The following is a 12,563-nucleotide window of genomic DNA, read 5'->3' as shown; positions in this document are numbered from 1 at the left end:
GGCCGCCATGGAGCAGGGTGCCGCCGGGCTGCCGAGCGCCGCGGGCATGCACGACCTTTCGGTCTGGGCCCTGTTCCTGCAGGCCGACTGGATCGTCAAGGCCGTGATGATCATGCTGCTCATGGCTTCGATCTGGAGCTGGGCGATCATTTTCGACAAGGCGATCCGTCTGCGCGGCCTGCGGGCCAAGGCACGCAAGTTCGAGGAGGCCTTCTGGTCCGGCGGCTCCTTGGAAGAGCTGTTCGACCGCATCGCCAACCGGCCGACCGATCCCATGGCCTCGATCTTCGTCGCGGCGATGCGCGAATGGCGCCGCTCCGCCGCCAAGGGCCTGCTCACCACGGACTCCCTGAAGGAGAGCCTGCAGGACCGCATCGAGCGCGTCATGAACATCACGCTCGGCCGCGAGATGGATCAGCTCGAACGCTACATGGGCTTCCTTGCCTCGGTCGGCTCGGCGGCGCCCTTCGTCGGCCTGTTCGGCACGGTCTGGGGCATCATGAACAGCTTCGCCGCGATCGCCGGCTCGCAGAACACCAGCCTCGCGGTGGTGGCGCCGGGCATCGCCGAAGCCCTGTTCGCGACCGCGCTGGGGCTGGTCGCCGCCATTCCGGCGGTGCTCGCCTATAACAAGCTCTCCGGCGACATCGGCCGCTACGGCAACCGGCTCGAGGCCTTCTCCGGCGAGTTCGGCGCCATCCTCTCGCGGCAGCTCGAGGAGAAGCACTGATGGCCGTAAAGCTCGGCCACCACGGGCGGGCGCGGGGCTACGGCGCGCGCCGCAAGGCGCACCCGATGTCCGAGATCAACGTGACGCCGATGGTCGACGTCATGCTGGTGCTCCTCGTCATCTTCATGGTGACGGCGCCGCTGCTGACGGTGGGCGTGCCGGTGCAGCTGCCGAAGACCAAGGCGGCGGCGATGACCAATCCCGACGAGCCGATCGTCGTCAGCGTCGAGAAGGACGGCAACATCTTCCTGCAGGAAACCGAGATCCAGCTCGACGAGCTCGGCCCCCGTCTCGCCGCGATCACCGCGAACAAGCCGGACACGACGATCTACGTCCGCGCCGACCAGGACACCAACTACGGCATGTTCGCCCAGGTGCTGGCCGAGCTGCAGGCGGCCGGTTTCAACAAGGTCGGCCTGGTGACCGATTCCAAGGCTCCCGGCGACACGACGCCCGCCAAGCCGGCCAACAACACGGACAAGCCCAAGCCGAAATGAGCCTCGGAAACGCGCCTTATCTTCGGGGGTTCATCTAGGCCATGCAGCTGGTCTGGGCCGAACGCAGCTATCCGATCACCGGCGGCATCCTCGCCTCGGTGATCTTCCATGTCTTGCTCGCCTTGCTGATCGTGCTCGGCGTGCCCTCCTTCTTCGAGCCGGAAGTCCTGGAGGCGCCGCCGACCATCGAGCTCGCGACCCTGGCCGATATCACCGCGGCGCCCAAGGTCGACAAGGCCGGCAAGCCGATGGACAAGCCGAAGCCCAAGCCGCCGGCGCCGGAACCCAAGAAGGAGACCAAGGAAGAGCCGCCGAAGCCGGCGCAGCCGACGCCTTCGACGCCGCCCCCGCCGGCGCCCGAGCAGCAGGCCGCGGTCATTCCCGACAAGCCGATCGAGAAGGCGCCGGAGCAGAAGAAGCCCGAGCCGAAGCCGGAAGAGAAGAAGAAAGAGGAAAAGAAGACCGAGAAGCCGAAGCCGGAGAAGAAAGAGCAGAAGAACGACATGGACGCTCTGCTGAAGAGTCTCTCGCAGGAGACTCCGGCACCGGAATCCGAGGAGAAGCCGAAGAAGAAGGCGGCGCCGGCCGCGGCCGAGCCGACCACTGGCCAGCAGGCGGCACTCACCAACGACGTCCCGCTCACCATGGCGGAGACCGACGGCATCCGCTCGGCGATCGAGAAGAACTGGAACATCCCTCTCGGCATGGCGAACATCGACAGCTTCGTCGTCAGCCTGCGTCTCTACCTGACCCCAGACGGCATCGTGACCAAAATCGAGGTGGTCGATGGCATCAGCGACCCGGGTTTCCGGACCATCGCCGAGAGCGCGCAACGCGCCATCCGGATGACGCAGAACGAACTCGGCCGCCTGCCGATTCCGCAGGACAAGTATAACCCGACCATCATCGTGCGCTGGCCGATGAAACTGATCTGCGAGCAGCGGGGCGGCTGTTGACACGACTCTGGTCTTTCGCGCTTGTCGCATTGGCGCTGTCGTCCTGCGCGAGCCCTGCTCCGGTGAGTGAGCCCGCTAAGGACGATCTCCGCGCGGCGATCGAGAAAAACTGGAACATCCCGATCGGTGTGTCCGACGTCGAGAAGTGCACCGTCGTCCTGCGTCTGCACCTGACGCCGGAAGGCGTGGTGACCCAGATCGACGTGCTGCAGGAGAATGACGAACCGGGCTGCAACAGCGTTGCCGAGAGCGCACGGCGCGCGATCCTGATGACTCAAAACGAGCTCGGCCGGCTGCCGATTCCGCCGGAGGAATACAAGCCAACCATTTTCGTGCGCTGGCCGATGAAACTGATCTGTGAGCCGCGGGGCGGCTGTTGAATGTGGCGGAACCTTACGGTGCGCTGCGCCATTGCGTCCGCACGGGGTTGTGAATTGTTGCGATTGGGCGACACGGCTCACCTTGCGATGTGAGGTGCCATTGCGTGTCGGCCGGTGGCAGGAATCAACGATTAATGCTAGGGAATTCGCCCAATTAAGCCGCAGGCCGTCGACTCGAGCCGCGGTGTTCTGGAGAGAAGGTTGAAGCTCATGAAGCGTTTGACTGGATTGTTCGCCGCGATCTTCGTCGTTGCGGTGTCGTTCGGCGCCAAGGCCGAACTGACGATCGACATCACCGGCGGCCAGGTGAAGCCGATGCCGATCGCGATCCCGAGTTTCGCCGGCGCCGGGCCCGATGCGCAGATCGGCGCCGACGTGGCACGCGTCGTCTCCGACGATCTCGAGCGCTCCGGCCTGTTCGCGCCGATCGACCCCAAGGCCTTCATCCAGGACGGCGCCTCGCTGCAGAGCGGGCCGCGCTTCCAGGACTGGAAGCTGATCAACGCCCAGGCGCTGGTCAGCGGCCTCGCGCAGTCGCGCGGCAACGGCCAGGTCAACGTGCAGTTCCGGCTCTGGGACGTGTTCGGCGGCCAGCAGATCGCCGGCTTCCAGTACACCGCCGCCGCCAACAACTGGCGCCGCGTCGCGCACAAGATCGCCGACGAGATCTACAAGCGCATCACCGGCGAGGACGGCTACTTCGACACCCGTATCGTCTACATCTCGGAGACCGGGCCGAAGGACAAGCGCGTGAAGCGCCTCGCCATCATGGACCAGGACGGCGAGAATCATAAGTATCTGACCGACGGCGCGGTGCTGGTGCTGACGCCGCGCTTCTCGCCGGCGGCCCAGGACATCACCTACATGTCCTATTTCAACAACAAGCCGCGGGTTTATCTCTTCAACATCGACAGCGGCCAGCAGGAAGTCCTGGGTGATTTCCCGGGCATGACCTTCGCGCCCAGGTTCTCGCCCGACGGCTCCAAGGTGATCATGAGCATGGCCCAGGGCGGCAACACCGACATCTTCGTCATGGACATCCGCACCCGCCGCTCGCAACGGTTGACGGACAATCCGGCGATCGATACCTCGCCGTGCTACTCGCCGGACGGCTCGAAGGTCGTGTTCAACTCCGACCGCGGCGGCGAGCAGCAGCTCTACGTGATGGGCGCCGACGGCGGCAACGTCCAGCGCATCAGCAAGGGCAACGGCCGCTATGCCACCCCGGTGTGGTCGCCGCGCGGCGACCTCATTGCCTTCACCAAGATGGCCGGCGGCCAGTTCCAGATCGGCGTGATGCGACCAGATGGCTCAGGGGAGCGCATCCTCAACACCGCCTGGCTGGTGGAAGGCCCGACCTGGGCGCCGAACGGTCGTGTCCTGGCTTTCTTTTCCCAGGACCAGCGCGGGGTTACCAAGCTCCACAGCATCGACTTGACCGGCTACAACGAGCGCATCTTGAAGACCCCGGTGGACGGCTCCGATCCGGCTTGGTCTCCCTTGCTTGACAATCAATAATCCACTATGTTCCGCGCCGATTCAGAGGGTTTTACGGCCCGAAATCGAGTACAATCACCTGTAGAATCGGCGAATCAGGCGGGGGATGGCCCGGAACCCGGCGGGGGTAGGGGGTTTATCCGTGATGCGGCCTGTGGAATCAAAAAGAGGATGAGAGGATAAGAAAATGCGTCTCCAGATCTTGTCGGTCCTGGCTGCGGGGCTGCTCTTGGCGGCCTGCTCTTCGGACGAGCCGGTCGAAACGGCTTCGACCCAGGGTGCGGGCAGCACCACCCAGACCGGCGCGGCTTCCAGCGGAGCGGTGACCCCGGGCAGCGTTGAAGACTTCAACCAGAATGTCGGCAACACGGTCTATTTCGGCTTCGACCGCTACGACCTGACCGCCGAAGCCCAGTCCCAGCTGCAAAAGGAAGCGGCCTGGCTGCAGCAGTATCCGCAGCACACCCTGACCATCGAGGGTCACTGCGACGAGCGCGGCACGCGCGAGTACAACCTGGCGCTCGGCGAGCGTCGTGCGAACTCGATCGCGAACTACCTGACGGCTCTGGGCATCGACAAGTCGCGGATCAGCACGATCTCCTACGGCAAGGAGCGTCCGATCTGCACCGATTCCAACGAGGCCTGCTATTCGCAGAACCGTCGCGGCGTCTCGGCGATCAACCAGTAATCGCCTGACGTCCGGTCTGCGGAAATGACGCGCTGCCGTCGCCCCGAAGGGCGGCGGCGGCGCTTGTCACATCTGGGCCGGGCGTTGGCGGGGCTGGAACCGGCCGAAGCTCGGTCGGGTTCTCCCCGAAATGTGTGGAGGCGGTGCCATATTTCCGCCCAGAAGCGACCCAACTATTCTTCGCAGGGTTTCCTGACAGGCGACGCGCCGACCTGGCGGCGTCCCGCAGTTTGAGGCAGCGATCCATGACCAGACTTGAGAATGCTTCCACAGGCCCCCGGTTCGATCTGAGCTTCGCCGCGCGGTTGCTGGCGGGCGTCGCCCTGGCCGGCTTCCTGGCCGTCGCGCAGGCCTTGCCGCTCCACGCCGACGAGGTCGATGACCTCCGGGCGGAAGTGCAGCAGCTGAAGCAGCAGATGAACTACCTGCAGAACCAGATCCCCGGCGCCGGCGCCGGCGGTGCGTCGGGCGGCGGCACCATCGCCGCGCAGCAGGAAGTGCGCATGCAGCAGCTCACCGGCCAGATGAGCCAGCTCCAGGGCCAGATCGAGCAGCTCGGCATCAAGATCGATGATCTCGCCACGCGTTTCGAGCAGATGCAGAAGGACACCCAGTTCCGCCTCGGCGAGCTGGAGCAGGGCGGTGCCGGCGCGACCGGCGCCATGGCCGCCGGCACCGCTGCCGCTGCGCCCGCGGCTCCGGCCGGCACGCCCGCCGCCACGACCCCGGCGCCGCTGCCCGCGACCGCGGATCAGATGAACGCCGGTGCCACTGGCGGATTGCCCGGGCCGGAAGGCACGACCCAGCCCACCGAGCCGACCGCGCCGGGTACGCTCGGCACCATCGCCGCGGACACGCCGCTGCCGCAGGCGCCGGCCGGCGCCGCCGAGGCGGCTGCGGCCGCCGCCGCGCAAAGCCAGGCCGCCGCCGTCGTCGACCAGGACCCGAGCACCATCCAGCTCCCCGGCAACTCGCCGCAGGAGCAATATGAATATGCGACCGGCCTGCTGCAGCGTGGCGCCTATCCGGAAGCCGGCCTCGCCTTCAAGGCCTTCGTCGCCCAGCATCCGAAGGATCCGCTGGCCGGCAACGCACAATACTGGCTGGGCGAGACCTACTACGCCCAGAGCGATTACAAGAGCGCGGCGATCGCTTTTGCCGAGGGCTACCAGAAGTACCCGAAGAGCGCGAAGGCACCCGACAACCTGCTGAAGCTCGGCATGTCGCTCGGCCAGACCGGCCGCAAGAACGACGCCTGCACTGCCTTCAAGCAGCTGAACGCGCAATTCCCGAACGCCTCGGCGGCAATCAAGGACCGCGCCTCGCGGGCCCAGCAGCGCTACGGCTGCGCCGGCTGATCCGGCGGCCGGGCGTGCTGGCGGCTTCGGCCAAGCCCGCATTCCCGCCGGAGCGTTTTGCCGGGTTGATGGCGCGCCTCGGTCCGTTCGAGCGCGCGCCGCAGCTTGCGGTCGGCGTCTCCGGCGGCCCCGACAGCATGGCGCTCACCCTGCTGCTCGCCGAATGGGCTTCGAGCCGCGGCGGCCGCGTCGCGGCGCTGACGGTCGATCACCGGCTGCGGCCGGAATCCGCGGCCGAGGCGGCAGCGGTCGGGCGCTGGCTGGCGAAGCTGCCCTTCGTCACGCACCACATCCTCCCCTGGACCGCGCCGAAGCCCGCGAGCGGCATCCAGGCCGCCGCGCGTGAAGCCCGCTATCGCCTCATGACCGACTTCTGCTGTGATCGGTCCATCCTGCATCTCGCCGTCGCGCATCATCGCGACGATCAGCACGAGACCTACCGCCTGCGGGCCGGGCATGGCAGCGGCGCGCTCGGCCTCGCGGGGATGAGCGCCGTGCGCGCGCTCGACGGCGTACGGCTGCTCCGCCCCTTGCTTGGCGTCGCCAAGGTCGAGCTCGTCGCCTTGCTCGAGGCGCGCGGTCAGCCCTGGGTCTCGGATCCCAGCAACGACGATCCCGGCTTCGAACGGGTCCGCCTGCGCGGCTCGGGGACGCCGGAGACGGCAGTGCGCGACGCCGCGACGCTGCACCGCTTGGGGCTGGAACGCCGGCGGCGCGAAGCCGAGGCCGCGGCCCTTCTCGCCGCAAGCCTGGTCATCCATGAAGCGGGCTGGGCGGAACTCGACCTGGACGATCTGGCCGCGGACCAGGCATCCAGCCTCGCCCTGGGCGGGCTGCTGCAGAGCCTCGGCGGCAACGATTATCCGGTTGCGGAGAATCGCCGGCTGGAAGCCTTGGACCGGCTGCGGGCGGAAGGGAGCGCCGATTTCACGCTCGGTGGCTGTCATCTGCGCCGCAAGACCGCGAAGTTGCAGATCTTTCGCGACTGGGGTGCCATTCGCGACCGGCTACCCCTGGCGCCGGGAGCTTCCGGGCACTGGGACGGTCGTTTCACTGTCATGGCGGCGCCCGAATTGTCGTCCGGTTCCAGCTTCACGATCGGGCGACTGGGCGAGCACGGGCTGCGGGAGCTGGGCCGGCTGGGCCACCCTCAGGCGGAGTCCGGCATTCCAGAGCCGGGGCGCAAGGCGCTGCCGGCCCTCTGGGACGAGGACCGGCTGATCGCGGTGCCCCATCTCGGCTTTGGAACCGGCCTCGAGACCCGGTTCCGGCCGGCCCGGGGCGCGGCATCTGGTGGCTTTACAGTTGCTTAATTACGGACGCACACTATGTAAGGTCTTGGCACTGGACCGTGAGATGAGGGCTTCTGGGCGTGCGGGAATGCTCGCTTCGCCGGGAGCCCGTTAGCGTTTAAAAGGCGCCGTTTAGAAGAAGCCTGATGGTCATGCTGGGCCGCACCGACTGGACGAGGACTGAAAAGTGAATTTGGGCAAGAATCTCATCATCTGGGCGGCGATCATGGTGCTCCTGATCGTCCTCTTCCAGGTCTTCCAGAGCGGCAGCAGCCGCAGCGGCCGGGAGCCTACGCCCTATTCCACCTTCCTCACCCAGGTGAACCAGGGCCAGGTGAGCGAGGTGACGATCATGACCTCGCAGAACCAGGGCCACAACATCAGCGGCAAGCTCAGCGACGGCACGCCGTTCAGCACCTACGCGCCCGAGGATCCCCGGCTGGTCGAGATGCTGACCGCCAAGGGCGTGAAGATCACCGCCAAGGCGGAGGACGATTCGATGAATCCTCTGCTTACCATCCTGATCAACTGGGCGCCGCTGCTGATCATCGCCGGCGCCTGGATCTTCGTGATGCGCCAGATGCAGGCCAATGGCGGCAAGGCCATGGGCTTCGGCAAGTCGAAGGCGCGGCTTTTGAACGAGCGCGCCGGCCGGGTCACCTTCGATGACGTGGCGGGCATCGAGGAAGCCAAGGGCGAGCTCGAGGAGATTGTCGAGTTCCTGAAGGACCCGCAGAAGTTCCAGCGCCTGGGCGGCAAGATCCCGAAGGGCTGCCTGCTGGTCGGCCCGCCGGGCACCGGCAAGACCTTGCTCGCCCGCGCGATCGCCGGCGAAGCCAACGTGCCGTTCTTCACCATCTCCGGCTCGGACTTCGTCGAGATGTTCGTCGGCGTCGGCGCATCCCGCGTCCGCGACATGTTCGAACAGGGCAAGAAGAACGCGCCCTGCATCATCTTCATCGACGAAATCGACGCGGTCGGGCGGCATCGCGGCGCTGGCCTCGGCGGCGGCAACGACGAGCGCGAGCAGACCTTGAACCAGCTGCTGGTCGAGATGGACGGCTTCGAGGCCAATGAAGGTGTCATCCTTATAGCGGCCACCAACCGCCCGGACGTGCTCGACCCGGCGCTGTTGCGCCCGGGCCGCTTCGACCGCCAGATCGTGGTGCCGAACCCGGACATCAACGGCCGCGAGCACATCCTGAAGGTCCATATGCGCAAGGTCCCGCTGGGCCCGGATGTGGATGCGCGGGTGATCGCCCGCGGCACGCCCGGCTTCTCCGGCGCCGATCTCGCCAACCTGGTGAACGAGGCGGCGCTGCTCGCCGCGCGCTTCGGCAAGCGCGTCGTCACCATGTCCGATTTCGAGCAGGCCAAGGACAAGGTGCTGATGGGCGCCGAGCGTCGCTCCATGGTCATGACCGACGAGGAGAAGCTGGCGACCGCCTATCACGAGACCGGCCACGCCATCGTCAACCTCGAGCTTCCGGAATGCGATCCGCTGCACAAGGTGACGATCATCCCGCGCGGCCGTGCGCTTGGCGTCACCATGGCGCTGCCGGAGAAGGACCGCTACAGCTACACCAAGGGCTGGATGGAGAGCCGGATCGCCATGTGCTTCGGCGGCCGCATCGCCGAGCAACTGATCTATGGTGAATCGCACTTGAACTCCGGCGCCGCCGACGACATCCGTCAGGCGACCGCCATGGCCCGCCGCATGGTGACCGAGTTCGGGATGAGCGAGAAGCTCGGGCCGCTGCGCTACAGCGAGAACGAGGAAGAGGTGTTCCTCGGCCATTCGGTGACCCAGCGCAAGAACGTCTCCGACGAGACCGCCAAGCTGATCGACCAGGAAGTGCGGCGCATCGTCGAGGAAGGCGAGCAGAAGGCCCGCGAGCTGTTATCGAAGAACATCGACGGCCTCCATGTGGTCGCCAAGGCGCTGCTGGAATATGAGACGCTCTCCGGGGACGAGGTCCAGGCCTTGCTCCGCGGCGAGAAGATCCGCCAGGCCAACAGCGATTCCGACAAGCCGAAGCCGCGCTCCTCGGTGCCGACCGCCGGCGCCACGGTGCAACGCCCGACCGGCCTCGACCCGCGGCCGGGTACTGCGTGAGCACGGAAAGAACGGACCCGATCGTCCCGAGCCCCGCCGAACGGCGGGGCTTTTCCGTTGGAGATGACGGAGCGACGCGGCGCTACCTGCTGCCGCGCGGCCTGCTGCGCGGCCCTGCGGCGGAACGGGTGATCGCCGCCGGCGCGGCCTTGCCTTTGGCCGGCGGCCCGATCGCCTTCTGCTTCGCGGAAGCTGCGGAACGCAAGCCCGGCGAGGCGGGCCTCCGCACCCCGCTCTGGCTCGGCGAGCTCGACCGCGGCGATCGCGCCCTCCTGGATGCGCTGGTCGCGCCGCGCCCGGCCTGGGCCGGCTTCGATCTCAGCAAGCCACTGATCATGGGCGTCGTCAACGTGACGCCGGACAGCTTCTCCGACGGCGGCGATTTTGCGACTGCCGAGGATGCGATCGCGCAAGGGCTGCGTCTCGCGGAGCAGGGCGCCGACATCATCGATATCGGCGGCGAGTCCACCCGCCCCGGCGCCCAGGAAGTCTCCGCCGAAGAAGAGATCCGCCGCACCGTCCCTGTGGTGCATGCCCTGGCCGAGCGCGGCCTCTCAGTCTCGATCGACACCCGCCATGCCGGGGTGATGGCGGCGGCGGTCGCGGCCGGCGCCCGCATCATCAACGACATCACCGCTTTGACCGGCGACCCCTTGAGTCCCAAGGTCGCGGCCAAGTCCGGCGCCGCGATCGTGCTCATGCACATGCAGGGCGAGCCCAAGACCATGCAGGCCGACCCGCATTACGCCGACACGACCCTCGACCTCCTCGACTACTTCACCGAGCGCCTGGCCGATCTGCGCAACCTCGGCGTCGATCCCGCCCGCATCGCCCTCGACCCCGGCATCGGCTTCGGCAAGAAGGACCCGCACAACCTGCTGCTGCTTCAGGAACTGGCCGCCTTCCAGGTCTTCGGCTGCCCGGTCCTGCTCGGCGTTTCCCGCAAGAGCTTCGTCGGCCGCCTTTCCCGCAAGGAACCGCCGAAAGAACGCCTGTCAGGTTCGCTCGCGGCGGGATTGGCAGGGCTCGACCAGGGCATCCAGATCCTCCGCGTCCACGACGTCGCCGAGACCTACCAGGCCCGGGCCATCTGGCTGGCAATGGGGCGGTAGATATCGAGTTTGGGGCACCCCCTCCCAGGGTTGGGGAGGGGGTGCCCCGCAATGACTCCATCCGCCCTATTCCCGCCACCTCCGGTGCTATAATCCCCGCCAGCAATCGACTCGGACTAAGCCATGACGCGCAAACTCTTCGGCACCGATGGTGTCCGCGGCCTCGCCAACAGCGAGCCGATCACCGCCGAGACCGCCCTGAGGCTGGCCCTGGCGGCCGGCGCCCATTTCACCCGCGGCGACCACCGACACCGGGTGATCATCGGCAAGGACACCAGGCTCTCCGGCTACATGCTGGAGACGGCGATGACTTCCGGTTTTCTTTCGGCGGGAATGGACGTCATCCTGCTCGGGCCGATGCCGACCCCGGCCGTCGGCATGCTGACCCGCTCCATGCGCGCCGATCTCGGCGTCATGATCTCCGCCTCGCACAACCCTTATGAGGACAACGGCATCAAGCTGTTCGGTCCGGACGGGTTCAAGCTCTCCGACGAGATCGAAGCGGCGATCGAGGCGCGCCTTGCCTCGGGCGATCTCGCCAAGCTCCTGGCTCCGTCCGCGGAGCTCGGCCGCGCCAAGCGCGTGGATGACCCCGGCCGCTACATCGAGTTCGTGAAGTCGAGCTTCCCCAAGGGCCTCAGCCTCGCCGGCCTCAAGGTGGTGATCGATTGCGCCAATGGGGCCGCCTACAAGGTGGCGCCCACCGTGCTCTGGGAGCTGGGCGCCGAGGTGATCCCGATCGGTGTCGAGCCCAACGGCACCAACATCAACCGCGACTGCGGCGCCATGCATCCGGATCGTCTCAAGAACCTGGTGCGCGAGCGCGGCGCCGATCTCGGCATCGCCCTCGACGGCGACGCCGACCGGGTCATCGTGGTCGATGAGCGCGGCCAGGTGGTGGACGGCGACCAGCTGATGGGTGTCATCGCCCGGTCCTGGGCCGTCGCCGGAAGGCTCAAGGCCGACTGCGTCACGGCCACCGTCATGTCCAACCTCGGCCTCGAACGCTTCCTCGCCGCCCAGCGCATCGCCCTGAAGCGCACCCCGGTCGGCGATCGCTACGTGGTCGAGGAGATGCGCAAGAACGGCGGCAATCTCGGCGGCGAGCAGTCCGGCCATATCATCCTCACCGATTTCGCCACCACCGGGGACGGGCTGATGGCGGCGCTCCAGGTCCTGGCGGTTCAGGTCCAGGCCGAGCGCCCGGCCAGCGAGACCCTGCGGGTCTTCGCCCCCTTGCCGCAGCTCCTGAAGAACGTGCGCTACCGCGCCGGCGCCGGCCTGCCGCTGGAGCAGGCCGCGGTGAAGGCCGCGATCCAGGCCGGCGAGGCCGAGCTCACCGGCAAGGGCCGGCTGCTGATCAGGAAGTCCGGCACCGAGCCGCTGATCCGCGTCATGGCCGAAGGCGAGGACGAAGAGCTGGTCGCCCGCGTCGTCGCCGACATCGTGAAGGCGGTCGAAGCCGCCGCCGCATGAGCCTGCGCCCGGGCCGGCGCTGGTTTCTTCTGCTCGCGGCCCTGTTGCTGGCCGGCCCGGTCCGCGCCGCCGATCCGGAGCCGCAGCTTCTGCGCGCCGGCTTTGCCGAAGAACGCCCCTGGCACGAGGCGGCACGCCGCGGCGACTATGACAGCACGGCATTGACGCTCTATAGCCCGGGGCTCGCCTTCTGGGTGGACGTCGCGCAGCTCCAGAGCGGCGATCATCTGCTGCTCCAGCTCAAGAGTCCCGACGGCGGGATCATGGCCGCGCGGGACATCCCCTTCGCAAGCCCGACCGACCGCTTCTTCGCCTTCACCGGCGCGCGGCATCCACGCCGCGGCTGGCAACCCGGACCTTATGTCGGCCGGGTCCAGGTGATCCGCGGCGACCGGATTCTCATCGAAGCGACGCGTCAAATCGCCTTGCCTTAGATCAAGTGCCGATTAGAGTCCTTCGCC

The 12,563-nt window shown here is 67.3% G+C and carries 12 protein-coding genes; all 12 read left to right on the top strand.

Annotated features, from left to right (window positions below; all coding sequences use genetic code 11):
• Nucleotides 1-7: 7 nt before the first annotated feature.
• Nucleotides 8-730 carry a protein TolQ gene (gene tolQ, locus ACYQ4T_RS09660; RefSeq protein ID WP_459855167.1) on the top strand — a complete coding sequence of 241 codons (723 nt, stop codon included), beginning with the start codon at nucleotides 8-10 and terminating at the stop codon, nucleotides 728-730.
• Entirely contained in the window at nucleotides 730-1,227 is a 498-nt protein-coding gene (tolR, locus tag ACYQ4T_RS09655) for a protein TolR (protein ID WP_459853078.1), read from the top strand. Before tolQ ends, tolR begins: the two co-directional genes overlap by 1 nt.
• A 41-nt stretch (nucleotides 1,228-1,268) precedes the next feature.
• The gene (locus ACYQ4T_RS09650) at nucleotides 1,269-2,183 is read left to right on the top strand and encodes a hypothetical protein (RefSeq protein ID WP_459853076.1); all 915 of its coding nucleotides are present in this window, start codon (nucleotides 1,269-1,271) and stop codon (nucleotides 2,181-2,183) included.
• Nucleotides 2,180-2,563 carry a hypothetical protein gene (locus tag ACYQ4T_RS09645; protein WP_459853074.1) on the top strand — a complete coding sequence of 128 codons (384 nt, stop codon included), beginning with the start codon at nucleotides 2,180-2,182 and terminating at the stop codon, nucleotides 2,561-2,563. Before ACYQ4T_RS09650 ends, ACYQ4T_RS09645 begins: the two co-directional genes overlap by 4 nt.
• A gap of 210 nt (nucleotides 2,564-2,773) precedes the next feature.
• Nucleotides 2,774-4,081: a Tol-Pal system beta propeller repeat protein TolB gene (gene tolB / locus ACYQ4T_RS09640; protein WP_459853071.1), complete on the top strand. Its 1,308-nt coding sequence runs from the start codon at nucleotides 2,774-2,776 to the stop codon at nucleotides 4,079-4,081.
• A gap of 166 nt (nucleotides 4,082-4,247) precedes the next feature.
• Nucleotides 4,248-4,748 (top strand): peptidoglycan-associated lipoprotein Pal, encoded by a 501-nt coding sequence (gene pal / locus ACYQ4T_RS09635; RefSeq protein WP_459853069.1) that lies wholly within the window; start codon nucleotides 4,248-4,250, stop codon nucleotides 4,746-4,748.
• 245 nt (nucleotides 4,749-4,993) lie between these two features.
• A complete protein-coding gene (gene ybgF, locus ACYQ4T_RS09630) occupies nucleotides 4,994-6,106 on the top strand; it encodes a tol-pal system protein YbgF (protein WP_459853067.1) in 1,113 nt (370 codons plus the stop codon).
• Nucleotides 6,107-6,120: 14 nt separating this feature from the next.
• Nucleotides 6,121-7,419, top strand: a complete 1,299-nt coding sequence (gene tilS, locus ACYQ4T_RS09625; RefSeq protein ID WP_459853065.1) for a tRNA lysidine(34) synthetase TilS — start codon at nucleotides 6,121-6,123, stop codon at nucleotides 7,417-7,419.
• Between the two features lie 166 nt (nucleotides 7,420-7,585).
• A complete protein-coding gene (ftsH, locus tag ACYQ4T_RS09620; protein ID WP_459853063.1) occupies nucleotides 7,586-9,514 on the top strand; it encodes an ATP-dependent zinc metalloprotease FtsH in 1,929 nt (642 codons plus the stop codon).
• Nucleotides 9,511-10,626 carry a dihydropteroate synthase gene (gene folP, locus ACYQ4T_RS09615; RefSeq protein ID WP_459853061.1) on the top strand — a complete coding sequence of 372 codons (1,116 nt, stop codon included), beginning with the start codon at nucleotides 9,511-9,513 and terminating at the stop codon, nucleotides 10,624-10,626. The genes ftsH and folP overlap by 4 nt, the downstream gene beginning before the upstream one ends.
• Nucleotides 10,627-10,749: 123 nt before the next feature.
• Nucleotides 10,750-12,102, top strand: coding sequence for a phosphoglucosamine mutase (glmM, locus tag ACYQ4T_RS09610; protein ID WP_459853059.1), 1,353 nt, complete (start codon nucleotides 10,750-10,752; stop codon nucleotides 12,100-12,102).
• Nucleotides 12,099-12,536, top strand: a complete 438-nt coding sequence (locus tag ACYQ4T_RS09605; RefSeq protein WP_459853057.1) for a hypothetical protein — start codon at nucleotides 12,099-12,101, stop codon at nucleotides 12,534-12,536. The genes glmM and ACYQ4T_RS09605 overlap by 4 nt, the downstream gene beginning before the upstream one ends.
• The last annotated feature ends 27 nt before the right edge of the window (nucleotides 12,537-12,563 follow it).

The sequence above is a fragment of the Dongia sp. agr-C8 genome, assembly GCF_054658695.1.
Note: the sequence above shows the minus strand (reverse complement) of the source record. Positions and strands in the feature narration are given on the sequence as shown.

Coding starts and splice junctions, on each gene's coding strand:
- ACYQ4T_RS09605 (WP_459853057.1), top strand. CDS start 12,099: ATGAGCCTGCGCCCGGGCCGGCGCTGGTTTCTTCTGCTCGCGGCCCTG.
- glmM (WP_459853059.1), top strand. CDS start 10,750: ATGACGCGCAAACTCTTCGGCACCGATGGTGTCCGCGGCCTCGCCAAC.
- tolB (WP_459853071.1), top strand. CDS start 2,774: ATGAAGCGTTTGACTGGATTGTTCGCCGCGATCTTCGTCGTTGCGGTG.
- pal (WP_459853069.1), top strand. CDS start 4,248: ATGCGTCTCCAGATCTTGTCGGTCCTGGCTGCGGGGCTGCTCTTGGCG.
- ACYQ4T_RS09650 (WP_459853076.1), top strand. CDS start 1,269: ATGCAGCTGGTCTGGGCCGAACGCAGCTATCCGATCACCGGCGGCATC.
- tolR (WP_459853078.1), top strand. CDS start 730: ATGGCCGTAAAGCTCGGCCACCACGGGCGGGCGCGGGGCTACGGCGCG.
- tolQ (WP_459855167.1), top strand. CDS start 8: ATGGAGCAGGGTGCCGCCGGGCTGCCGAGCGCCGCGGGCATGCACGAC.
- ybgF (WP_459853067.1), top strand. CDS start 4,994: ATGACCAGACTTGAGAATGCTTCCACAGGCCCCCGGTTCGATCTGAGC.